22 protein-coding genes are annotated in these 23,449 nt (G+C 67.3%); 11 read left to right on the top strand and 11 right to left on the bottom strand.

Annotation, left to right across the window (positions count from 1 at the left end; translation table 11 throughout):
* Nucleotides 1-51 precede the first annotated feature (51 nt).
* The 3 genes from AC5LXX_RS02325 to AC5LXX_RS02315 all read right to left on the bottom strand — a co-directional run bounded on the left by AC5LXX_RS02325 (nt 52) and on the right by AC5LXX_RS02315 (nt 3,954).
* A complete protein-coding gene (locus AC5LXX_RS02325) occupies nt 52-1,851 on the bottom strand; it encodes a M61 family metallopeptidase (RefSeq protein WP_493410366.1) in 1,800 nt (599 codons plus the stop codon).
* A 105-nt stretch (nt 1,852-1,956) separates the two neighbouring features.
* Nucleotides 1,957-2,685: a DsbC family protein gene (locus AC5LXX_RS02320; protein ID WP_493402234.1), complete on the bottom strand. Its 729-nt coding sequence runs from the start codon at nt 2,683-2,685 to the stop codon at nt 1,957-1,959.
* 90 nt (nt 2,686-2,775) lie between these two features.
* A complete protein-coding gene (locus AC5LXX_RS02315; protein WP_493410365.1) occupies nt 2,776-3,954 on the bottom strand; it encodes a UbiH/UbiF family hydroxylase in 1,179 nt (392 codons plus the stop codon).
* A gap of 246 nt (nt 3,955-4,200) precedes the next feature.
* Here AC5LXX_RS02315 and ychF point away from each other — a divergent pair, with 246 nt between their 5' ends.
* The gene (gene ychF / locus AC5LXX_RS02310) at nt 4,201-5,295 is read left to right on the top strand and encodes a redox-regulated ATPase YchF (RefSeq protein ID WP_124453163.1); all 1,095 of its coding nucleotides are present in this window, start codon (nt 4,201-4,203) and stop codon (nt 5,293-5,295) included.
* 73 nt (nt 5,296-5,368) lie between these two features.
* On the opposite strand, the gene AC5LXX_RS02305 is transcribed toward ychF, so the two are convergent.
* From AC5LXX_RS02305 to AC5LXX_RS02290, 4 genes are all read right to left on the bottom strand, one after another.
* The gene (locus AC5LXX_RS02305) at nt 5,369-6,580 is read right to left on the bottom strand and encodes a MoaF-related domain-containing protein (RefSeq protein ID WP_493410364.1); all 1,212 of its coding nucleotides are present in this window, start codon (nt 6,578-6,580) and stop codon (nt 5,369-5,371) included.
* A 260-nt stretch (nt 6,581-6,840) separates the two neighbouring features.
* Entirely contained in the window at nt 6,841-8,232 is a 1,392-nt protein-coding gene (gene gabP, locus AC5LXX_RS02300; protein ID WP_493410363.1) for a GABA permease, read from the bottom strand.
* Between the two features lie 404 nt (nt 8,233-8,636).
* A complete protein-coding gene (locus tag AC5LXX_RS02295) occupies nt 8,637-8,981 on the bottom strand; it encodes an MmcQ/YjbR family DNA-binding protein (protein WP_322083504.1) in 345 nt (114 codons plus the stop codon).
* Between the two features lie 83 nt (nt 8,982-9,064).
* On the bottom strand, nt 9,065-10,327 hold the full coding sequence (locus AC5LXX_RS02290) for an MFS transporter (protein WP_493410362.1): 1,263 nt from the start codon (nt 10,325-10,327) through the stop codon (nt 9,065-9,067).
* 193 nt (nt 10,328-10,520) lie between these two features.
* Between AC5LXX_RS02290 and gcvA the strand changes: the two genes are divergently transcribed.
* From gcvA to ettA, 3 genes are all read left to right on the top strand, one after another.
* Nucleotides 10,521-11,459 (top strand): transcriptional regulator GcvA, encoded by a 939-nt coding sequence (gene gcvA / locus AC5LXX_RS02285; protein ID WP_493410361.1) that lies wholly within the window; start codon nt 10,521-10,523, stop codon nt 11,457-11,459.
* Between the two features lie 51 nt (nt 11,460-11,510).
* Complete coding sequence (locus AC5LXX_RS02280; RefSeq protein WP_493410360.1) at nt 11,511-11,819, top strand: DUF3761 domain-containing protein; 309 nt, start codon at nt 11,511-11,513, stop codon at nt 11,817-11,819.
* 186 nt (nt 11,820-12,005) lie between these two features.
* On the top strand, nt 12,006-13,673 hold the full coding sequence (gene ettA / locus AC5LXX_RS02275) for an energy-dependent translational throttle protein EttA (protein WP_124453182.1): 1,668 nt from the start codon (nt 12,006-12,008) through the stop codon (nt 13,671-13,673).
* 134 nt (nt 13,674-13,807) lie between these two features.
* On the opposite strand, the gene AC5LXX_RS02270 is transcribed toward ettA, so the two are convergent.
* The 4 genes from AC5LXX_RS02270 to AC5LXX_RS02255 are packed head-to-tail and all read right to left on the bottom strand — an operon-like array spanning nt 13,808 to nt 17,122.
* Nucleotides 13,808-14,431 carry an HAD family hydrolase gene (locus AC5LXX_RS02270; RefSeq protein WP_493410359.1) on the bottom strand — a complete coding sequence of 208 codons (624 nt, stop codon included), beginning with the start codon at nt 14,429-14,431 and terminating at the stop codon, nt 13,808-13,810.
* Complete coding sequence (locus AC5LXX_RS02265; protein WP_493402208.1) at nt 14,428-14,979, bottom strand: cysteine hydrolase family protein; 552 nt, start codon at nt 14,977-14,979, stop codon at nt 14,428-14,430. The genes AC5LXX_RS02270 and AC5LXX_RS02265 overlap by 4 nt, the downstream gene beginning before the upstream one ends.
* A gap of 55 nt (nt 14,980-15,034) precedes the next feature.
* Nucleotides 15,035-16,849, bottom strand: a complete 1,815-nt coding sequence (locus tag AC5LXX_RS02260) for an aminopeptidase P family protein (RefSeq protein WP_493410358.1) — start codon at nt 16,847-16,849, stop codon at nt 15,035-15,037.
* A gap of 18 nt (nt 16,850-16,867) precedes the next feature.
* Nucleotides 16,868-17,122: a DUF1129 domain-containing protein gene (locus tag AC5LXX_RS02255; protein WP_059236402.1), complete on the bottom strand. Its 255-nt coding sequence runs from the start codon at nt 17,120-17,122 to the stop codon at nt 16,868-16,870.
* A 171-nt stretch (nt 17,123-17,293) separates the two neighbouring features.
* On the opposite strand from AC5LXX_RS02255, the gene AC5LXX_RS02250 reads away from it, so the two are divergent.
* The 7 genes from AC5LXX_RS02250 (at nt 17,294) to AC5LXX_RS02220 (ending at nt 23,400) form a co-directional block, all read left to right on the top strand.
* Nucleotides 17,294-18,058 (top strand): response regulator transcription factor, encoded by a 765-nt coding sequence (locus AC5LXX_RS02250; protein WP_493410357.1) that lies wholly within the window; start codon nt 17,294-17,296, stop codon nt 18,056-18,058.
* Between the two features lie 26 nt (nt 18,059-18,084).
* Nucleotides 18,085-19,383, top strand: coding sequence for a glutamyl-tRNA reductase (gene hemA, locus AC5LXX_RS02245; RefSeq protein WP_493410356.1), 1,299 nt, complete (start codon nt 18,085-18,087; stop codon nt 19,381-19,383).
* 82 nt (nt 19,384-19,465) lie between these two features.
* On the top strand, nt 19,466-20,548 hold the full coding sequence (gene prfA / locus AC5LXX_RS02240; protein WP_493402204.1) for a peptide chain release factor 1: 1,083 nt from the start codon (nt 19,466-19,468) through the stop codon (nt 20,546-20,548).
* 7 nt (nt 20,549-20,555) lie between these two features.
* Nucleotides 20,556-21,398: a peptide chain release factor N(5)-glutamine methyltransferase gene (gene prmC / locus AC5LXX_RS02235; RefSeq protein ID WP_493410355.1), complete on the top strand. Its 843-nt coding sequence runs from the start codon at nt 20,556-20,558 to the stop codon at nt 21,396-21,398.
* A gap of 67 nt (nt 21,399-21,465) precedes the next feature.
* A complete protein-coding gene (gene grxD, locus AC5LXX_RS02230; protein WP_006477066.1) occupies nt 21,466-21,777 on the top strand; it encodes a Grx4 family monothiol glutaredoxin in 312 nt (103 codons plus the stop codon).
* A gap of 24 nt (nt 21,778-21,801) precedes the next feature.
* Nucleotides 21,802-22,398 carry a UbiX family flavin prenyltransferase gene (locus AC5LXX_RS02225; RefSeq protein WP_493410354.1) on the top strand — a complete coding sequence of 199 codons (597 nt, stop codon included), beginning with the start codon at nt 21,802-21,804 and terminating at the stop codon, nt 22,396-22,398.
* Nucleotides 22,399-22,608: 210 nt separating this feature from the next.
* A complete protein-coding gene (locus tag AC5LXX_RS02220) occupies nt 22,609-23,400 on the top strand; it encodes a DODA-type extradiol aromatic ring-opening family dioxygenase (protein ID WP_175906653.1) in 792 nt (263 codons plus the stop codon).
* Nucleotides 23,401-23,449 lie beyond the last annotated feature (49 nt).

The raw sequence follows: 23,449 nt of genomic DNA, 5'->3' as shown, positions 1-23,449 counted from the left end.
TGCAGCAGCAGAACAATCCTCGATCGCGCCCTGATACCCGCTTCCTGGCGTTCAACCCTTCAGCCAGGCTTCCCGTGCCTTCGAGACCGCGGCCGGCTTCGCGGCCGCCGTCAGCCGGTAGCGCGTGACTTCCGGGCCGTCGAGCTTCAGTTTCGCGGTGCGCAGCTCGTCGCGGCGGAACGCGTGAACCTCGACCTTGTCGCCCGGCCGGTAGCGCGCGAGCAGCGCATCGAGGTTCGTGCCCGTCACGCGCAGCCCGTCGACCGCGATCAGCGTATCGCCGGCCGACAGCCCCGCGCGATGCGCGGCGCCGCCTTCGTAGACCGCCGCGAACGTGCAGTCCGCGCCGCCGCGCAGGCGCGCGCCGATCGTCGGCTTCGCGGCCGCGCCGTTCGCGACATCGGGCGCGAGCGTCACGCCGAACGGCGCGAACAGCTCGGCGAGCGGCAGGTCGCGCGTACCCTGCACGGCGTCGGTGAACAGGCGGCCGAGCGCAACGCCCGTCGCCTCTTCGATCAGCGCCTCGACTTCGTTTTCCTCGACGCCCGCCTGCTTGCCGCGATAGAAATCGCGACCGTAGCGCTGCCACAGCAGGCGCATCACGTCGTCGAGCGACTTCCGGTTGCGCGTCTGCGCGCGGATCGCGAGATCGAACGCGAGCGCGACGAGCGAACCCTTCGTGTAATAGCTGACGATCGCGTTGGTCGCGTTCTCGTCCTGGCGGTAGTACTTGATCCACGCGTCGAACGAGCTTTCCGCGACGCTCTGCTTGAGCCGGCCCGTGCCGCGCAGCACGCCGCCGATCGTGCGGCCCAGCGCCGCGAAATATTCGTCCTGCGACATCAGCCCGCTGCGCACCAGCATCAGGTCGTCGTAATACGACGTGAAGCCCTCGAAGAGCCACAGCAACGACGTGTAGTTTTCCTTCGACAGGTCGTACGGCACGAATGCCGCCGGCTTGATGCGCTTCACATTCCACGTGTGGAAATACTCGTGGCTGCAGAGGCCGAGATACGTGCGATAGCCTTCCGTCGTTTCGGGTCGCCCCTTCACCGGCAGGTCGGTACGGTTGCAGATCAGCGCGGTCGATGCACGATGCTCGAGGCCGCCGTAGCCGTCGCTGACCGCGAGCGTCATGAACACGTAGCGGTCCATCGGCGCCTTCTTCGACTTCGGCTCGAACAGCGCGATCTGCGCTTCGCACACGCGCTTCAGGTCGGTACGCAGACGCTCCATGTCGAGCTGCGTCACGCGCCCGGCGATCACGATGTCGTGCGGCACGCCGTGCGCGTCGAACGTCGCGAGCGCGAATTCGCCGATCGTCACCGGATGATCGGACAGCTCGTCGTAGTTCGCTGCACGGTACGCGCCGAAGCCATAGCGCTTCGTGCCGCGCGCCTCGGGCAGCGCGGTGCCGACGCGCCACGTGCGGAACGCCGTGCCGGCCGGTTTCGCGATGTCGACTTCGCACGGCGCATCCTCGCGGCCGGCGACGCTCAGGAACACGGCCGTCGCGTTGAAGAACCCGCCCGATTCGTCGAGATATGCGGAGCGCACCGACAGGTCCCACGCATACACGTCGTAGCGCAGCGTCAGCGCGCCGGTCACGGGCGCGGCCTGCCACGTGTGCTTGTCGGTCTTCGCGATGCGCACCTTGCGGCCCGCATCGTTGAACGCACCGAGCGTCACGATGTTGCGCGCGAACTCGCGCACGAGGTAGCTGCCCGGAATCCACACCGGCAGCGAGAAACGCTGGCCTTCGGGATCGGGATCGGCGACCGTCACCGATACTTCGAACAGGTGCGCGGCAAGATCTTTCGGGACAATCGAATAGCGGATCGGCTGGGTCATCGTGGCAATCGGTCGGTCGAATACGGCAGCGAAAACGAAGAGAGGCGCCGGCAGATCATGCGGGCGCCCCTCGCTGGCCGGGCCATGTGCCCGGCGTGTGGTCGGTTACTTGCTCGAGGCGAGCGCCTGATTGAGCTGGTCGGCCGAGACCGCGCCCGGCAGACGGCGGCCGTCCGGCAGGAAGATCGTCGGCGTGCCCGTGACGTTCATGCCGCGACCGAGCGCGAGGTTCTTGTCGAGCGCGCTGGTATCGCAGGTGCCGGCGCCGGACGGCGCACGGTGGTCGAGCATCCAGCCTTCCCATGTCTTCGCACGGTCGGTCGCGCACCAGATCGCCTTCGACTTCGCGGTCGAATCCGGCGACAGCACCGGGTACAGGAACGTGTAGACGGTGACGTTGTCGACCGATTGCAGCGTCGTCTCGAGCTTCTTGCAGTACGGGCAGTTCGGATCGGAGAACACCGCGATCTTGCGTGCGCCGTTGCCCTTGACGATCTTGATCGCATTCGCGAACGGCAGGCTCGCGAAGTCGATCTTGTTGATTTCGGACAGGCGGGCGTCGGTCAGGTTCTTGTGCGACTTGGTGTCGACGAGGTCGCCGAGCAGCACGTAATCGCCCGCCGCATCGCTATAGATGATCTGCGTACCGAGGTTCACTTCGTAGAGGCCCGCGACCGGCGATTTCGCCACGCTCTTGATCGGCGCGTCGTTGCCGAGACGGGCTTGCAGCGTGGCTTTCAGCTTGTCGGTGGTCTGGTCGGCCTGCGCGGTGCAGCCGAGCGTCGCCATCGTGACGGCAAGCGCCAGCGACGCGATGCGGATCGTTTTTTTCATCGAAATCTTCCTTCAGCTCAATCGGAGTGCACGGCACAGTGTACGCCGTAACGGAACGGAGTCCGACCGGCGAAACAGCCGAAGGTTCGCTCAGCCGAGCGCGGCCGACACGAGCCAGCGCTTCACGAGCGGCTGCGCGCCGACGAAGGCCATCCCCGCATTGCGTACCGCCTTCGCGAGCGAGCCCGGCACCGCGAACAGCCGCTGCAGGCCGTCGGTCGCGACCATCAGCCCGCGGATGTCCTCGCGGCGCGAACGCTCGTAGCGGCGCAGCAGCACCGTATCGCCGAGGTTGCGGAAGCTCTCCTTGCCCGCGATCGCATCGGCGAGCGCCGCGACGTCGCGCAGCCCGAGGTTCATCCCCTGCCCCGCGAGCGGGTGGATCAGGTGCGCGGCATCGCCGACCAGCGCGACGCGCGGCGCGATCAGCTTGTCGACCGTCTGCAGCGCGAGCGGGAAACCGGCGGCCGGCGTCACGCATTCGAGCGTGCCGACCTGGCCGTGCGACACGCGCTCGACCTCGGCCGCGAGCTGCGCCGGATCGAGTGCGAGCAATTCATCGGCATGCGCGGTATGCGCGGACCACACGAGCGACACATGGCCGTCCGGCAGCGGCAGCAGCGCGACGATCTCGCCTTCGTGAAACCACTGGTAGGCCGTCTCGCGGTGCGGCAGCGACGCCTTGAAGTTCGCGACGACGCCCGTCTGCCGGTAATCGCGCCGCTCGACCCTGGCCCCCATTTGGGAGCGCACCCACGAATGGGCGCCGTCGGCGCCGACGATCAGGTCGGCTTCCAGCACCTGCCCCGACGACAGCGTGAGCACGGCCGCGTCGTCGCGCACGTCGAAGCCCTGCGCGCGCGCATCGAACCACGTGAGGTTCGGCTGGAACCGCAGGGCGGCGTCGAGCGACGTCTCGACCAGCGACGATTCGGCGATCCACGCGAGCTGCGGCACGGAGGCCTGGTACGCGGAGAAATGCAGTTCCGCGTGCGCATCGCCGTACACGCGCATGTCGTAGACGGGCGCGAGCCGGCCGTGGTCGAGCGCCTGCCAGACCCGCAGCCGCTCGAGCAGCGCCTGCGAACTGGAGGACAGCGCGTAGACGCGCGTGTCGAACGCGAGATCGGCGGGGCGCGGCGTGGCCGGCTGGGCGAGCAAGGCGGTCTTGTAGCCGGACTGGGTCAGCGCGAGCGCGGCCGTCTTGCCGACGAGCCCGCCGCCGACCACGGCGACGTCGAAGATGTGGTGGGCAGTCATGGCGGGCATTATAGCCGCGGGGCCAAACCCTTACGCGGCCGGACTTTGCGGGAAATCAGCAGAATCGCAGGCGGCGGGCGCGGCGCGGCGGCCCGCCGCATCGGCCGTTCGGCGCAACCCCGGAATCCGGGGCGTCGGCACGGTACAATAGCGTTTTTGCCCGTCGGCCCGCCGCGCCCCACGCGCCGGCCGCCCTTTTTTCCCGCGCCGCCGTGCCCTGTCCGGCCGCGCCGCCTTACCCGTCCGAAGGATTCCATGAGTCTCAAATGCGGCATCGTCGGCTTGCCCAACGTCGGCAAGTCCACCCTGTTCAATGCGCTGACCAAGGCCGGCATCGCCGCCGAGAACTACCCGTTCTGCACGATCGAGCCGAACGTCGGCATCGTCGAAGTGCCCGATACGCGCCTGAAGGCGCTCTCCGAGATCGTCAAGCCGGAGCGTGTCGTGCCGGCCGTCGTCGAATTCGTCGACATCGCGGGCCTCGTCGCGGGCGCGAGCAAGGGTGAAGGCCTCGGCAACCAGTTCCTCGCGAACATCCGCGAAACCGATGCGATCACGCACGTCGTGCGCTGCTTCGAGGACGAGAACGTCATTCACGTCGCCGGCAAGGTCAGCCCGATCGACGACATCGAGGTGATCAACACCGAACTCGCGCTGGCCGACCTCGGCACCGTCGAGAAGGCGCTCACGCGCTACTCGAAGGCCGCGAAGTCGGGCAACGACAAGGAAGCGGCGAAGCTCGTCGCGGTGCTCGAGAAAGTGCGCGCGCAGCTCGACCAGGGCAAGGCCGTGCGCGGCCTTGCGCTGTCGGACGACGAAGAGGCGCTGCTCAAGCCGTTCTGCCTGATCACCGCGAAGCCGGCGATGTACGTCGCCAACGTGAAGGACGACGGTTTCGAGAACAACCCGCACCTCGATGCGGTGCGCAAGTACGCGGAAAGCGAGAACGCGCCGGTGGTTGCCGTGTGCGCGGCGATCGAAGCCGAAATCGCCGATCTCGACGACGCGGACAAGGAAGCGTTCCTCGCCGACATGGGCATGGAAGAGCCGGGCCTCGACCGCGTGATCCGCGCGGGCTTCAAGCTGCTCGGGCTGCAAACCTATTTCACCGCGGGCGTGAAGGAAGTGCGCGCGTGGACGATCCATATCGGCGACACGGCGCCGCAAGCGGCCGGCGTGATCCACACCGACTTCGAGCGCGGCTTCATCCGCGCGCAGACGATCGCGTTCGACGACTTCGTCACGTACAAGGGCGAGCAAGGCGCGAAGGAAGCCGGCAAGATGCGCGCGGAAGGGAAGGAATATGTCGTGCACGACGGCGACGTGATGAACTTCCTGTTCAACGTCTGAGCGTTGCTGCCGCATCAAGCATAAAAAAGCCCGCTGAATGCGGGCTTTTTCTTTTCGATGACGGAAAACCAGCTTATTCCCGACCGACGATCTTCAGCGTCCCGGACATATGCAGGAACTGTCCGTCCTTCGTCGCGATGTTCGTATCCACCGTTCCGCGTTCGAAATCCTCGACGTGCACGACGTTCGAACCGGTGGACGGCTCATGCCAGTACACCATGTACACCTGCGGGCGGATTTCGCGCGCCGTGTACTGCACCGTATCCGTCACACCCTTGAATTGGCCGGCCGTGCCGACGAACGACATCGTCTTGTCGTCCTGGAAGTGCAGGTCGAACGCGGTAGCGCCGAACCGGGCACGCACCGTCTTGCCCGCCGCCGGGAACGGCGCCGGCGCGGGCCACTGCATCTCGCCCTTGGCAACCTTCGCGCTCAGCTCGAGCGACGACTTCTCGCCGACATCCGGGTAGCGCGCCTCCATCGCCGCGATCAGCGTCGCCGAATCGTTCGCGCGCGCCGTTTCCTCGTCGAACGCCTTCACGTAATTACGCGTGAACGTGACGCCGGTCGTGAACGGCTGGCTGCCGTCACGGTTCGGCAGGAAGTGGCCGGGCACGACGCGCGCCGGCTTCAACGCATCGATCCGGTCGAGCGTCGCCAGCCAGTTCGCGTGCGACAGCGGCGTCTGCGTGTCGGCCATCCAGACGTGAATGTTCGCGGCGACCGGGATGCCGCCGACCACGGTCCGTGTGGAAGGAATCCACACGAACGTGCGATCGGGCGTCGGGCCGTCGAGCCCGACGATGCGCAGCGGCTCGCCGTCGACGCGCAGCGTATTACCGTCGAGCGGCTGCGGCACGATCACCGAGGTGGGCGCATTGTCCTTCAGGATCGGGCCCCAGTAGGCGAGCTTGCCGTCCTTGCTGGCCTCGATCGCGGCGGCGGTCTGCGACGTCGCGACGATCTTCGCATCCGGGAAAGCCGCGTGAATGGTTTCCAGCCCGAAGTAATAGTCGGGGTCGCTGTGACTCACGTAGACGGCCTTGAGCGTCTTGCCGCTCGCCTTGATCCGACTCACCAGCGCCTGCGCGTCGTTGCGCTGGAACTGGGCGTCGATCAGGATCGCCTCGGTCTTGCCCGAAACGATTTCGGACGAAACCGGGAAGATCGCATGCGCGCCCGGATTGTAGACATCGACGGTCAGCGGGGCGGCGATGCTCGCGGATGCGGCGCCGAGCAGCGCAGTCGCCGCGAATGCGGAAGAAAACAGATGACGGATCGACATGGTCGGACTCTTGATGGGTGGTGAGTGTCCGTAGATTAAATGAAACCATGACGGTAACAAATATTCCACTTGTCGATGATCTATTTCCCAACAGGAATGAATCGATCGCCACACATCGCGACACGGCTGTTTGAGCGGATGCCGGCCGGGCCATTACCCGCTCCGACGCAGCGACGGCAACAAAAATGGCCCGACCGGCAAACGCCGATCGGGCCATTTTTCATGACCGGAGCTCCCCGCCCCGCCGTCACGTCACTTCATCACGTCGCCGACACCCGCCGCCCCGCGCTCGCCTGCGCATCGCGACCGCGCTTGTTCAGCCACGACGCGAGCAGCACGATCAACGCCAGCACGGCCGTCGCACCGACTTCCATCCGGTGATCCTCGCTGACGAACATCACGGTCAGCGTGCCGCAGATGAACAGGATCACCGCCCACGTCAGCCACGGGAACAGCCACATCCGCAGCGTCAGGTCGGCGCCGGTCGATTCGAGCGTCTTGCGCATCCGCAGTTGCGAGATCGCGATCACCAGATAGACGAGCAGCGCGATCGCGCCCGACGTCGCGAGCAGGAAGCCGAACACCTGTTCCGGCATCAGGTAGTTCGCGATCACGGTCACGAAACCGAATGCGGTCGACGCGAGCACGGCCGCGCGCGGCGTGCCGGTCGAATCGGTGCGATGCAGGAACGCCGGCGCGTCCTTGCGCTTCGACAGCGAGAACAGCATCCGCGACGCCGTGTACAGCGCCGAGTTCAGGCAGCTCGCGACCGACACGAGCACGATCACGTCGATGATCGCCTTCGCGTTCGGGATGCCGATGAGTTCCATTGCGCGCTGATACGAGCCGTGCTTCGGCAGCAGCGGGTCGTTCCACGGCACGATGGCCGCGACGATCAGGATCGAGCCGAGATAGAACAGCGTGATACGCCAGATGACCGAGTTCGTCGCGCGCACGATCTGGCGTTGCGGGTTGTCCGACTCGGCGGCAGCGATCGTCACGATCTCGGTACCGAGGAACGAGAACATCGTCGTCAGCATTGCCGCCAGCACCGCGCTCGCGCCGTGCGGCATGAAGCCATCGTGCACGAACAGGTTCGACACGCCCGACACGGCCGGCGCCGGAATGATGCCGACGATCGCCGCGCCGCCAATGCACAGGAACACGACGATCGCGACGACCTTGATCAGCGCGAACCAGAATTCGAATTCGCCGTAGTTCTTGACGGAAAAGAGGTTGGTGATGGTGAGCAGCAGCGTGATGCCGAGCGCGAAGATCCACGTCGCGATGCCCGGGAACCACGCATTGAGAATGGTCGCGGCGGCCGTTGCCTCGATCGGGATCACGAGTACCCAGAACCACCAGTACAGCCAGCCGATCGTGAAGCCGGCCCAATGGCCGATCGCACGATCGGCGTAGGTCGAGAACGATCCGCTGTCCGGATGGGCGACGGCCATTTCGCCGAGCATGCGCATCACCAGCACGACCAGCACGCCCGCGATCGCATACGCGAGTATCGATGCCGGCCCGGCTTCCGCGATCGCATGGCCGGAGCCGACGAACAAGCCCGCGCCGATGACGCCGGCAATCGACATCATCGTCACGTGACGCTGCTTCAGGCCCGTGCCGAGGCCTGTGTTGCTTCCACTCATCTGTCTCTCTCCAAAAAACGGTTCCGGTATGACCGGGTGTCGCATGAAGGCGGCGCGGGGAGTTGTCGTTGTTGAGTCCGGCTGCGGCCGCGCGTGCGTCGCACGCGGGCATGAGGCCGGATGAGGCCGTACGGGTCGGCGCGTCCCGCAGTCTGCGAAGCTGCGGGTGCGATGCGGCGCGCAAGGCGCCGGCGCATCGCGTGCGCCCATTCCGTCGGCCTTCGTCAGCCGCCTTCGAAGCGAAGGAGTGTAAGCATCAAACGGTTCTTCACTAAGAACCAATTGAAGAATTTCGATGGAACCACTTGTTGCATCGATGCAAACCGATGCAACGCTTGCTGCGGCTCGGCGACGACTCGCGCTCGCCCATCACGGGCATGCCGGCCACGGCGTGAGCCGGGCACTCAGTTCGTGCCGCGCGCCGATTCGTCCCGCCACTTCGCCGGTACGATCGCCCCCCATTCTCGCAGAAGCAGGTTTTTCACGGCGTCGGGATGCGCGGCCGACAGGCGCACCAGCACGATCGGCCAGCCGACATAGTGATCGGTCACGTAGTACACGTCGGGTTCCGATTCGATCAACCAGGCGCGCTCGTCGGGGCCGACGCCCTTCACGACGAGCGTGTCGCCGTCCTCGCGCAGCCGCGCGAGCATCTTGCCTTTCACCTTGAGCGCGGGCGTGCCGTACGACGTGCCTTCCTCGACGCCGCGCCACGCCAGTGCGATCTGCCGGACTTCGTCGAATGTCACGTTGCCTCCCCGAGCGTTCGTCGATGGTCGACGGTCCGCCCACCCTACCGGAAATCGCGCGGCGCGCCCAGCCGGGTGCGCTGTCAGCCGGCCGCGCGCGCGGCCGCCGGCGCCCGTCCGGTCGTCGCGACGATCGCGAACGCGATCGCATTCGCCGCGGCGCTCGCGAGGATCGGCACGAGATAACCGCCGCCCGCGTCGTAGATGAAACCGGCGGCGGCCGGCCCGATCAGCGTGCCGAACGCGACACTCGTGTACAGGATGCCGATGATCGCGCTCACGTTGCGCCCGCCGAAGTAGTCCATCACGACGGCCGGCAGCACGGCGACCCAGCCGCCGTAGAACACGCCGAACACGAGCGCGAACGCGGCGAGCGTCGCGACGGTGCCGGCGCCCGCCCATGCGACGAGCGCAACGGCCATGCCGGCGAACATCGCGAGCAGCGACGCGCGGCGGCCGAAGCGGTCGGCCAGGCCGCCGAGAAAGAAGCGGCCGGCCGTGCTGCCGACGCCGATCGCGCCGAGCAGCAACACGGCCGTCGAGGGCGCGACGCCATGATCGAGCGCATACGGTACGAGGTGAACGAACGGGACGAACACGCCGAACGAGCAGACGAGGCAGGCCGCGTAAAGGCTCGCAAACGGCCGCGACGTGACGGCTTCACGCACCGTCGCGCCGGCCCGCACGTTCACGCCGGCCGACGCGGCACCGGCGATGCTGCCGCCGTCGCCGGCAGCATCGCCGTCCGGCAACACGCCGCGCCCGCGCGGATCGTTCTCGATCAGCAGCGACATGCCGGCTCCGAGCACGACCGCGATCGCAGCCAGCGTGAAATATGCGCCGCGCCAGCCGACATGGGCGATCAGCGTGGACGCGAGCGGCGGCATCACGAGCGTGCCGACGCCGATCCCCGCGACCGCGAGCCCCGACGCAAAGCCGCGCCGGCGCACGAACCAGCGCTGCACCGCGCCGACGGCCGGCACGTAGGCGCAGCCGACCCCGAGGCCGACACCGAGCCCGTACGCGACATAGACCTGCAGCAGCGACTGCGCGGCGCCTGCAGCCGCGAGCCCCGCACCCGTCAGCAGCATCCCGGCGACGGCGAGCCGCCGCGAGCCGAAGCGATCGGCCAGCGGCCCGCTGACGATGCCGAAACCGAAATACAGGAAGCCGGCCAGCGAGAACACGAGCGAGATCTGCCCGCGCGACGCGGCGAAATCCCGCTGCAGCGACTCGACGAACGCGCTGAACGTGTACGCGCTGCCGAACCCGACGAACGTGACGGCGAACGCGGCCGCCACCACGTACCAGCCGTAGAAGAGGCGCGATGCGCCCGGGCGGTTCATGACGATGCTCCTCTTAGGTTCCACCGGCCGCCGGGCGGCGTCCGGATTGCCTCATGGATATAGATGAACTATGTTGATCGCATCGGCCACCGTAAAACGGCCACGAAGCACGCGATCCGATGCGTCAACGGTACTCGCGCATATACGTCACCTCAAACGATATTTCGTCGGCCATTCGCTTTAGAAAAACTGAATGAATCGTTCCCGCCTGCCGCCGCTCAACGCGCTGCGCGCCTTCGAAGCGGCCGCCCGCCATCTGTCGGTGAAGTCGGCGGCCGAGGAGCTGTCGGTCACGCCCGGCGCGGTGAGCCAGATGATCCGCACGCTCGAGACGCATCTCGGCGTGCAGCTGTTCGAACGCGTGAACCGCGGCATCCTGCTGACGGCCGCCGGCCGCGACTACCTGCCGCCGGTGCGCAACGCGTTCCGGCAGATTGCCGATGCGTCGCAGCGCGTGTCGGGCGCCGCCGACAGCGGCGTGCTGACGGTGAGCGTCACGCCGTTCTTCGCGTCCGCGTGGCTCGTCCCGCGCCTCGCGCAGTTCCGGCAGGCGTGCCCGGACGTCGACCTGCAGGTCGTCACGAGCCATGCGCTCGCGGATTTCTCGCGCGACGGCGTCGATGTCGCGATCCGTCACGGCCTCGGGCGCTACATCGGGCTGTGCAGCGAACGCCTGCTGACCGTGGAGATCGTCGCGCTCGCGGCGCCCGAGCTCGTCGCGCGGCTCGGCATGCCGGCGACGCCGGCCGATCTCGTCGGCTGGCCGCAGTTGCACGACGCCGAGCGCAAGGGCTGGCACATCTGGTTCGGCGCGCAGCGGATCGACGATTTCGGCCCGCCGCGCGGCCCTGCGTTCGACGATTCGGGCCTGCTGCTGCAGGCGATCGTCGCCGGCCAGGGCGCCGGGCTGCTGCCGGCCGCGATGGTGCGCGGCGAACTGGCGAGCGGCCGGCTCGTGCAACTCGCCGACGTCGCGTGGCTCGACGATTTCGCGTACTACCTCGTCTATCCGCCGCATCACGCCGAACGGCCGAAGGTCGCCGCGTTCCGCCGCTGGATTCTCGACGCCGCGCGTGCCGACGGCGCGGCGTCGATGTCCGGCGCCGATACCGATCCGGCCCCGATCCGCTAACATGCGGCGCGGGCCACTGGCCCGACACCGATAACAACGGACCGAGAGACCATGCCCGCCCTGCTCCGCCGCGCGACGCACATCGCAACCTTGTCCGCCGCGCTCTTCTTCGCGTGCACCGCGCTGCCCCAGCCTGCGCATGCGTACCGCACCTCGCCCGGCTACGGCGACGAAGCCGATCTCGACCGCCACGACACCTATCGCAACCGCGACGGCGAGACCGTGCACGCGCCCGCGCATTCGAAATCGGGCCGCGTGCCGGAAGGCGCGAGCGCGCGCTGCCGCGACGGCACGTACAGCTTCAGCCGCCATCGACGCGGCACGTGCTCGGGGCATGGCGGCGTCGCCGCCTGGCTGTAACGCGACGCATCCGGATGGCTGCGCTGCGCCAGCGGCAGCCGGCGGCGAAGTACAATACCCGCTCGCGCCGCTGACACGCGGCGACGCCGCCGCGCCCCGCGCGGCACGCTCCGTACCGAATCACCCGACGCCGCCACGCCTGCGCGCTGCGCGGCCGTCTCAACCACTTCTGACTTTCACACCGAAATGGCCCAATACGTTTTCACGATGAACCGGGTCGGCAAGATCGTGCCGCCCAAGCGCCAGATCCTGAAGGACATCTCGCTGTCGTTCTTTCCCGGCGCGAAAATCGGCGTGCTCGGCCTGAACGGCTCGGGCAAGTCGACGCTGATCCGCATCATGGCGGGCGTCGACAAGGACATCGAAGGCGAAGCTACGCCGATGCCGAACCTGAACATCGGCTACCTGCCGCAGGAACCGCAGCTCGATCCGACGAAAACCGTGCGCGAAGCCGTCGAGGAAGGCCTCGGCGACCTGTTCCAGGCCAACAAGAAGCTGGAAGAAATCTACGCAGCCTACGCGGAACCCGACGCCGATTTCGACGCACTCGCGGCCGAGCAGGCGAAGTACGAGGCGATCCTCGCATCGAGCGACGGCGGCAGCCCCGAGCAGCAGCTCGAAGTGGCGGCCGACGCGCTGCGCCTGCCGGCGTGGGACGCGAAGATCGAGCACCTGTCGGGCGGTGAAAAGCGCCGCGTCGCACTGTGCAAGCTGCTGCTCGAAAAGCCGGACATGCTGCTGCTCGACGAACCGACCAACCACCTCGACGCCGAATCGGTCGACTGGCTCGAGCAGTTCCTGGTGCGCTTCCCGGGCACCGTGGTCGCCGTCACGCACGATCGCTACTTCCTCGACAACGCGGCCGAGTGGATTCTCGAACTCGACCGCGGCCACGGCATTCCGTGGAAGGGCAACTACAGCAGCTGGCTCGACCAGAAGGAAGAGCGCCTGAAGCAGGAAGAAGCGTCGGAATCGGCACGCCAGAAGGCGATCAAGAAGGAACTGGAGTGGGTGCGCCAGAACCCGAAGGGCCGCCAGGCGAAGTCGAAGGCGCGTATCGCGCGCTTCGAGGAACTGAGCAGCCAGGAATACCAGAAGCGCAACGAAACGCAGGAAATCTTCATTCCGGCCGGCGAACGCCTCGGCAACGAAGTGATCGAGTTCAAGAACGTCAGCAAGTCGTTCGGCGATCGCCTGCTGATCGACAACCTGAACTTCAAGATTCCGGCCGGCGCGATCGTCGGCATCATCGGCCCGAACGGCGCCGGCAAGTCGACGCTGTTCAAGATGCTGACCGGCAAGGAACAGCCGGATTCGGGCGAAGTCGTGATGGGCCCGACGGTGAAGCTCGCGTACGTCGACCAGAGCCGCGATGCGCTCGACGGCTCGAAGACGGTGTTCGAGGAAATCTCGGGCGGCGCCGACGTGCTGACGGTCGGCAAGTACGAAACGCCATCGCGTGCGTACATCGGCCGCTTCAACTTCAAGGGCGGCGACCAGCAGAAGATCGTCGGCAACCTGTCCGGCGGTGAACGCGGCCGCCTGCACCTCGCGAAGACGCTGATCTCGGGCGGCAACGTGCTGCTGCTCGACGAACCGTCGAACGACCTCGACGTCGAAACGCTGCGTGCGCTGGAAGACGCACTGCTCGAATTCGCGGGCTCGGTGATGGTGATCTCGCACGATCGCTGGTTCCTCGACCGGATCGCGACGCACATCCTCGCGTTCGAAGGCGATTCACAGGTCACGTTCTTCGACGGCAACTACCAGGAGTACGAAGCCGACAAGCGCGCACGCCTCGGCGAGGAAGCCGCGAAGCCGAAGCGCCTGCGCTACAAGCCGATCAGCCGCTGACCGGCGCGGCCCGGGCGCCCGGCACCGCGGCAACGCGGGGCTGGATCCCAAAGGGCCTCGCTTCCGGAGCAGCACAGAGAAAAAGCGGGCCGACGGCCCGCTTTTTTATCCGCCCCAGACCCCTCGCCTGATACTTACGCGAGCGCGCCCAGTTCGCGCAACTGCGCCTCGGTCGCCGCCGCGCTCGTATGATGAATGCCGTGCCAGCCGAGCGCCGTCGCGGCCTCCGCGTTCTTCGCATTGTCGTCGATGAACACGAGTTCGTGCGGTGCGATGCCCGGCAGGTGCGGTTCGATCCGCGCATGCATCTCGCGATAGATCGCCGGATCGGGCTTCACGAGCTTCACGCGGCCCGACACGACGATGTCCTTGAAGCGCCGCAGCACCGGAAAGTTGTCCCACGCATACGGGAACGTCTGCGCGGACCAGTTCGTCAGCCCGAACAGCGGCATCCCCTGCGCGTCCAGCCGGTCGACCAGCGCGGCGCCTTCTTCGAGCACACCGCCGATCATCTCGTGCCAGCGTGCATAGAACGCGCGGATCAGCGCCTCGTGCTCCGGAAACTTCGCGACGAGCTCGGCCGTGCCTTCGTCGATCGTCTGCCCGCCGTCCTGGCGGACCACCCAGTCCATCGCGCACACGTGCGTGAGGAACCAGCGACGCTCGGCTTCGTCGGGAATCAGTTCACGGTAAAGATACTCGGGACTCCAGTCGATCAGCACGCCGCCGAAATCGAACACCACGGCCTTGATCGTCATGCGAACTCCGTCGCGAGTACGTCGGCGAGCGGGCGCGGCGTCACCGCGTTGCCCGACAGCGAGTTGTTGTTCCAGATGAAGTGGTGGTGCGCGACGATCTGCGCGGCCGACAGGTGCGTGCGCTCGTTCGTCGTGTGCAGGTCGGACACGACGGTCGTCCGGTAGCCGAGCAGCGCGGCACGGCGCGCGGCCGAATCGACGCAGAATTCGGTCGCGTAGCCGCAGATCAGCACCGAACGGATGCCGTGGCGATCGAGCTGCGCCGCGAGCGGCGTGTCGTGAAACGAATCGCTCATCTGCTTGCGCACGCGCCAGTCGTCGTCGCCGACGACCAGCCCCGCATGCAACTCCCAGCCCGGCGTGCCGGGCACGACATCGTCGTCCGCATCGCCGTCGTGCTGCACGAAGCAGACGGGCGCGTTCGCCGCGCGCGCCGCCGCCGTCAACCGGTTGATGCCCGACACGACGTCGTCGAGCCGGTAAGCGGGCTGCGCCCGCTCCAGCAGCCCGCGCTGCATGTCGATCACGATCACTGCGGTGTCCGCCATTGCTTGCCCTCGGTTTTGTCGTTCGGCCGTCGTCCGGCCGATGTCGCTCGTTGCGTCAGATCGGCTGCGTGCGCGCGTCGAGCCACGCCTTCGCATCGCCGCTCAGGTGCCGGCCGACGCGCTCGCGCACCGTCGCGTGATACGTGTTCAGCCACGCGCGCTCTTCGTCGTGCAGCATCTCGATCAGCACGCAGCGCGTGTCGATCGGGCACAGCGTCAGCGTCTCGAACGCGAGGAAATCGCCGAATTCCGTCTTCCCGGCCGCCCGGTTCACGACCAGGTTCTCGATCCGGATGCCCCACTGGCCGGGGCGGTACACGCCCGGCTCGATCGACGTGATCATGCCCTCTTCCATCGCCGTGTGCGGCTCGGCCGGCGCGTAGTGCGAGATGACCTGCGGGCCCTCGTGCACGTTCAGGAAGTAGCCGACACCGTGCCCCGTGCCGTGCCCATAGTCGAGCCCGGCCGCCCACATCGGCGCGCGCGCGATCGCGTCGAGCATCGGCGAGCGGATGCCGCGCGGGAAGCGTGCGCGCGACAGCGCCATCATCGATTTCAGCACGATCGTGAAATCGCGCCGCTGCAGGTCGCTGACGGTGCCGACCGGCACGACGCGCGTGATGTCGGTCGTGCCCGTCATGTACTGGCCGCCCGAATCGATCAGCAGCAGGCCGTCGCCGGCGATCGTCGCGTGCGACTCGGGCGTCGCGTGGTAATGCGGCATCGCGCCGTTCGCGTTGAAGCCGGCGATCGTCGCGAAACTGGCGGACACGTAGCCGGGGCGCCGTGCGCGCGCGGCCGTGAGCTTCTCCTCGATCGTCAGCTCGGTGATCGTCTCGCGGTTCACGGCCTGTTCGAACCAGGCGAAGAATTCCGCGAGCGCTGCACCGTCGTGCTCCATCGTCACGCGCACGTGCTCGATCTCGGCGGACGTCTTGCGCGACTTCGCGAACGTCGACGGATTCACGGCCTCGACGAGCGTCACGCCGGCCGGCACGGCCTCGAGCGTGCCGAACGTCACGCGGCGCGGATCGACCAGCAGCGTCGCGCCGGCGGGCAGCGCGGCGAGCGACGCGCGCGCGTCGTCGTAGGCACGGACGTCGACGCCGTCCTGCGCGAGCGACGCGGCCAGTGCCGGCGACACCTTGCCGTCGGCGACGAACAGCGTCGCGCGATCAGCGCCGATCATTGCGTGCGCAACGAACACGGGATTGAAGTTGACGTCGGCGCCGCGCAGGTTGAACAGCCATGCGAGGTCGTCGAGCGTCGACACGAAATGCCACTGCGCGCCCTGTGCGTGCATCGCGCGGCGCACGTCGGCCAGCTTGCTCGCGCGCGTCGTGTCGGCCTGCGGCGCCACGTGCTCGAACACCGCGTCGCCGGGCAGCCCCGGCCGCTCGGGCCAGATCGCGTCGAGCAGGTCGAGATCGGTGCGCAGCGCGATGCCGCGCGTGCTCAGCGCGGCCGTCAGCCCGCGTGCGGCCGCGACGCCGAGCACCGCACCGTCGACGCCGACCGTCATGCCGGCCGGCACGTTCTGCGCCAGCCAGTCGACGTGCGGCGCGCTCTGCTGCCCGCCCGTCATCTTCATCAGCTGCACGCCCGTGCCGGCCAGTTCGGCGTCGGCCTGCACCCAGTAGCGGCTGTCGACCCACAGCCCCGCGAAATCCGCGGTCACGACCAGCGTGCCGACCGAGCCCGTGAAGCCCGACAGCCAGCGGCGCGCCTGCCAGCGTTCGGGCAGGTATTCGGACAGGTGGGGGTCGGCGGACGGCACGAGATAGGCGGCCAGATCCTCGCGGGCCATGGCGCCGCGCAGCAGCGCGAGGCGGGCCGGCACCGGCGAGACTTCGGGAAGACGGGCATTCATGATTTCACCTGAGAGCATTCAGCGACGGGCCGACAGCGCGACCGTCACGGCTACGGCAAGGAACGCGACGCCGGTGCAGACCGGCCATTCGAGCGTCTCGCCATCGTAAAACAGTCCCGAGAGATTGCCGGCCATGCGGGCGGCGACCGCGCCCACGATGCCGGCGAGCACGGCGATCCACCATGCCGGCCGGCCCGTGCGCCGCATCGGATGCAGCCAGCGGCCGAACAGCCCGACGGCCGCTCCCAGGACAAGGATTCCAAACCAGTTCATTCAACGCCTTCTATAAATTCAGATTCGTCCCATAGGCGTGAACGTTACCAGCGGCTAGCATCGATTCATCCATCGAACCCGGGACCAGCCGGGTGCCGCGAACATTCGAGTGTAGGGGCCGACTCGACGTTATGGCAAGCGCGCACCGGCTGCCGTATTGAAGAAATTCTCATGCGAATCGCTCTGATCGATCCGGAGTCGCGTCATGTCGCACTCCTGAACCGCCTGCTCTTCGCGGGCGGTCACGTGTGCCACGCGTTTCCGTCCAGCGCCGCATTCTTCGCGTGGCTCGCCGCAGACAACACCTGCGACATGCTGATCACCGGCCACTGGGCCGGCGACCAGCCGGCCCAGGAAGTCATTCCGCGCGCGCAGGCAATCCTGCCCGGTTTGCCGGCCATCGCCATGATGCAGTCACCGCGCGAAAGCGAAATCGTCTCGTGCCTGCACGCGGGTGCCGACGATTGCCTCGCGCGGCCCGTGAGCGGCCCCGAGCTGCTTGCACGCGTCAATGCGCTGAGCCGGCGCGCCGGCGTACGCCGCCCACCCACCCGCTCGCGCGAAATGTATGGCGAATATGCATTCGACGCCACGCATGATCTCGTGCGCTTCGGCGACGCAATCGTTTCACTGACGCCCAAGGAGTTCCGTTTCGCCCAGCTGCTGTTCACGAACCTGTCGCGGCCCGTGTCGCGCGCCCATATCCTCGAAACGGTATGGGGGCGCCGCCGCGACATGAAGTCGCGCACGCTCGATACGCACGCGTCCCGGCTGCGCAGCAAATTGCGGCTGCTTCCGGAACGCGGCTACCGGTTGCTGCCGCTCTACGGCTTCGGCTACCAGCTCGACCGCGTGCCGATCGAGCCCCCAAATTCACGGCCCCACCACGCCGATGCCCGGTATGCAGCGAGTGAGGAAATCGCTGAAACGCTATAATATGGGGCTAAACGATAGCCCCTGATATGCAACTCCTCACGATCGGAATCAATCACCACACTGCGCCTGTCGCCCTGCGCGAACGCGTGGCGTTTCCGCTCGAGCAGATCAAGCCGGCTCTCGTCACGTTCAAGAACGTGTTTCTCGGCCCCCAGGCGCCCAATACGCCTGAAGCGGCGATCCTCTCCACCTGCAACCGCACCGAACTGTATTGCGCGACCGACGATCGCGCGGCACGCGAAGGCGCGGTCCGCTGGCTGTCGGAGTATCACCGGATTCCGGTCGACGAACTTGCGCCGCACGTGTACGCGCTGCCGCAGTCCGAAGCGGTCCGGCACGCATTCCGCGTCGCATCCGGCCTCGATTCGATGGTGCTCGGCGAAACCCAGATTCTGGGCCAGATGAAGGACGCCGTGCGCACCGCGACGGAAGCCGGCGCGCTCGGCACCTATCTGAACCAGCTGTTCCAGCGCACGTTCGCGGTCGCGAAGGAAGTGCGCGGCACGACCGAAATCGGCACGCAGTCGGTGTCGATGGCCGCCGCCGCAGTACGCCTCGCGCAGCGGATCTTCGAAAAGGTGTCCGATCAGCGCGTGCTGTTCATCGGCGCCGGCGAAATGATCGAGCTGTGCGCGACGCACTTCGCCGCGCAAGGCCCGCGCGAACTCGTCGTCGCGAACCGCACGGCCGAACGCGGCCAGCGGCTCGCCGAACGCTTCAACGGCCGCGCGATGCCGCTGGCCGACCTGCCCACCCGCATGCACGAATTCGACATCATCGTGTCGTGCACGGCGTCGACGCTGCCGATCATCGGCCTCGGCGCAATGGAGCGCGCGGTGAAGGCACGCCGCCACCGCCCGATCTTCATGGTCGACCTCGCGGTGCCGCGCGACATCGAGCCCGAAGTCGGCAAGCTGAAGGACGTGTTCCTCTACACCGTCGACGATCTCGGCGCGATCGTGCGCGAGGGCAACGCGTCGCGCCAGGCCGCGGTCGCGCAGGCCGAAGCGATCATCGAGACGCGCGTGCAGAATTTCATGCAATGGCTCGACACGCGCAGCGTCGTGCCGGTGATTCGTCACATGCATACGCAGGCCGACGCGCTGCGCCGCGCCGAAGTCGAGAAGGCGCAGAAGCTGCTCGCACGCGGCGACGATCCGGCCGCCGTACTCGAAGCGCTGTCGCAGGCGCTGACCAACAAGCTGATCCACGGCCCGACGAGCGCGCTCAACCGCGTGAACGGCGCCGATCGCGATTCGCTGATCGACCTGATGCGCAGCTTCTACCAGCACGCGCCGCGCTCGAACGACCAGTCCGGCCACTAGCGCCGGCCGCTTGCCCCGCCGCCGGCCGCGCGCCGGCCTATCCTTTCCGAATACCCCTTGCCCGGGAGCGCCGCTCCACACCATGAAGACGAGCATGCAACGCAAGCTCGACCAGCTGTCCACACGGCTGGCCGAACTGAACGACCTGCTGAGCCGCGAAAACGTCACGGCCGACCTCGACCAGTACCGCAAATTGACGCGCGAACATGCGGAACTCGGCCCGGTCGTCGAGCAATACGCGCTGTGGCGCCAGTCGCGCAGCGACGAGACGGCCGCGCAGGAGCTGCTCGCCGATCCGTCGATGCGCGACTTCGCGGAAGACGAAATCCGCAGCGCACGCGACGGCATGGCGCGCCTCGAGACCGAGCTGCAGAAGATGCTGCTGCCGAAGGATCCGAACGACGACCGCAACATCTTCCTCGAAATCCGCGCGGGCACCGGCGGCGACGAATCGGCGCTGTTCGCCGGCGACCTGCTGCGCATGTACCTGCGCTTCGCGGAACGCCAGCGCTGGCAGGTCGAAATGATGTCGGAGAGCGCGTCGGATCTGGGCGGCTACAAGGAAGTGATCGTGCGGATCGCGGGCCAGGGCGCGTTTTCGCGCCTGAAATTCGAATCGGGCGGCCATCGCGTCCAGCGCGTGCCGGCGACCGAGACGCAGGGGCGCATCCATACGTCCGCGTGCACGGTCGCGGTGATGCCGGAAGCCGACGAGATCGGCGAGGTCGAGATCAATCCGGCCGATCTGCGGATCGACACGTTCCGCGCGTCCGGCGCGGGCGGTCAGCACATCAACAAGACCGATTCGGCCGTGCGCGTCACGCACATCCCGACCGGGATCGTCGTCGAATGCCAGGACGACCGTTCGCAGCACAAGAACAAGGACCGCGCGCTGAAGGTGCTCGCCGCGCGCATCAAGGACAAGCAGTATCACGAGCAGCATGCGAAGGAAGCCGCGACGCGCAAGAGCCTGATCGGCTCCGGCGACCGTTCCGAGCGGATCCGCACCTACAACTTCCCGCAAGGCCGGATGACCGACCACCGGATCAACCTGACGCTGTACCGGCTCGAGGCGATCATGGACGGCGATCTCGACGAACTGATCGGCGCGCTCGTCAGCGAGCACCAGGCCGAGCTGCTGGCGTCGCTCGGCGAAGCCGACTGAGGCCGCGATGCCCGACACCACCGCCGACGAACTGCTGCGCGCGTCGCCGCTCGACGCGGTCGATGCACGCGTGCTGCTTGCGCACGCGCTCGGCTGGACCCGCACGCAACTGATCACGCGCGGCGATGCGCCGCTCGACGCGGCCGCGGTCGAACGCTACCGCGCGCTCGAAGCGCGCCGCGTCGCCGGCGAGCCCGTCGCGCAACTGGTCGGGATGCGCGAGTTCTTCGGCCGCCCGTTCGACGTGACGCCCGACGTGCTGATCCCGCGCCCGGAAACCGAACTGCTCGTCGAAGCCGCGCTCGATGCGATCGACGGGCTGCCGCATGCGGCCGTGCTCGATCTCGGCACCGGCAGCGGCGCGATCGCCGTGTCGATCGCGGCGGAACGCCCCGATGCGCGCGTGTGGGCGCTCGACCGCTCGCCGACCGCGCTCGCCGTCGCGCAACGCAACGCGGACAAGCTGCTCGACGCACGCCGCCCCGGCGGCCCGCTGCAGTGGCTGCAGAGCGACTGGTACGCGGCGCTCGATCCGGCGCTCGTGTTCGACACGATCGTCAGCAACCCGCCGTACATCGCGCAGCACGATCCGCATCTCGTGCAGGGCGACCTGCGCTTCGAGCCGCGCGGCGCACTCACCGACGATGCCGACGGCCTCAGCGCGATCCGCACGATCGTCGCGGGTGCCGGCATCCATCTGAAACCGGGCGGCACGCTCTGGATCGAGCACGGCTACGACCAGGCCGAAGCCGTCCGCACGATCCTCGCCTCGCACGGCTTCGTCGCGGTCGAATCGCTCGCCGATCTCGCCGCGATCGAACGCACGACAGGCGGCCGGCTGCCGGGCTGATGCCCGGCCCGTCCGGTTGAAATCCGCTATCATTTCGATCTAACGCCCCGCAAACGCAAGGTCAGTCATGGACACCCAACAACGTATCAAGCAAATCGTCGACGAAAACCAGGTCGTGCTCTTCATGAAGGGCAACGCGCAATTCCCGATGTGCGGCTTCTCGGGCCGCGCCGTGCAGGTGCTGAAAGCCTGCGGCGTCGACCAGTTCAAGACGGTCAACGTGCTTGAAGACGACGAAATCCGCCAGGGCATCAAGGCATTCTCGAACTGGCCGACCATCCCGCAGCTCTACGTGAAGGGCGAATTCATCGGCGGCTCGGACATCATGATGGAGATGTACCAGTCGGGCGAACTGCAGCAACTGTTCGCCGCCGCCTAACACGCGGCACCCGCTCCCCTTTCGATGGCATCTCCCAGCGCGCCGCCACGCCGGCTGATCGTCGCGATCACCGGCGCCACCGGCGCGATCTACGGCATCCGGCTGCTCGAGCTGCTGCGCGCCGCGGGCGGCGTCGAAACGCACCTGCTGATTTCGAACGCCGGCTGGCTCAACATCCAGCACGAGCTGAAGCTGCCGAAGGCCGATGTCGAAGGCCGTGCAGACGTCGTGCACTCGGTGCGCGACGTCGGCGCGACGATCGCGTCGGGTTCGTTCGCGACCGACGGGATGGTGATCGCACCGTGCTCGATGAAGACGCTCGCGAGCGTCGCGCACGGGCTGTCCGACAACCTGATCACGCGCGCGGCCGACGTCACGCTGAAGGAACGCCGCCGTCTCGTGCTGATGGTGCGCGAAACGCCGTTCAACCTCGCGCATCTGCGCAACATGACCGCCGTCACCGAGATGGGCGGCATCGTCTTTCCGCCGCTGCCCGCGTTCTACGCGATGCCGAAGACGATCGAGGAACTCGTCGACCAGACCGTCACGCGCGTGCTCGACCTGTTCGCGCTCAGCGCGCCGCAGACGACACCGTGGGCCGGCATCCGGCACGCGCAGTAAGCGCCACCACATCCCCCTTCTTCGCGCATCCTCGCCGATTTTCACGGCAACTCATTCGATTTGACGCAAACTGACGACCGTCCGCGCCGGCATGCATCGCGTTGCACCTATTATCAACAAACAAGCGTCAATCAAATTCCGAAACGCCGATTTATCAATGTTCGGTACGCGCCTATAGTCACAGGCAAACCCTTTTAGCAGGCCACCACCATGAACCGCTTGCCTTCGCTGTACCTGTCCCACGGCGCGCCGACGCTGCCGATCGACCCGACGCTGCCGTCCGGCGCGTTCACGCACCTCGGTGCCGAATTGCCGCGCCCGCGCGCGGTGCTGATGCTGTCCGCGCACTGGGGCACGCAACGGCCGGTCGCGAGCGTCGCCGCGCATCCGGAAACGATCCACGATTTCTACGGCTTCCCGCAGGCGCTGTACGACATCCGCTATCCGGCGCCGGGCGCGCCCGATGTCGCCGAGCGCGCGGCCACGCTGCTGAATGCGGCCGGCATCGCGACCGCGACGACCGAGCATGGGCTCGATCACGGCGCGTGGGTGCCGATGCTGCTGATGTTCCCGGAGGCCGACGTGCCCGTTGCCCAGCTATCGATCCAGCCGCGCGCGGATGCGGCGCACCACTTCGCGCTCGGCCGCGCGCTGCGGCCGCTGCGCGACGAAGGCGTGATGGTGATCGGTTCGGGCCAGATCACGCACAACCTGCGCGCCGCCGATTTCGGCGCCGCGCCCGAGGACGCGGACCCGCGCGTCGCGGAATTCACCGACTGGTTCGAGGCGAAGCTTGCCGCGCGCGATGTCGACGCGCTGCTCGACTACCGCCGGCAGGCGCCGCACGCGGCGCTGATGCATCCGACCGACGAACACCTGCTGCCGGTCTTCACGGCGCTCGGTGCGGCGGACGACGACTACCAGCTCGGCATTCAGTCGCTCGGCACCTACCAGCGCGTGCTCGCGATGACGAACTACGTGTTCGCGAGCGCCAACGCCTGAGCCGCGACACAACCGTCGGCCACAAACAAAAAGCCCGCCCGAGCATCGC

Source organism: Burkholderia torrens, assembly GCF_984668525.1.
This window is presented reverse-complemented; position numbering and strand designations above follow the sequence as displayed.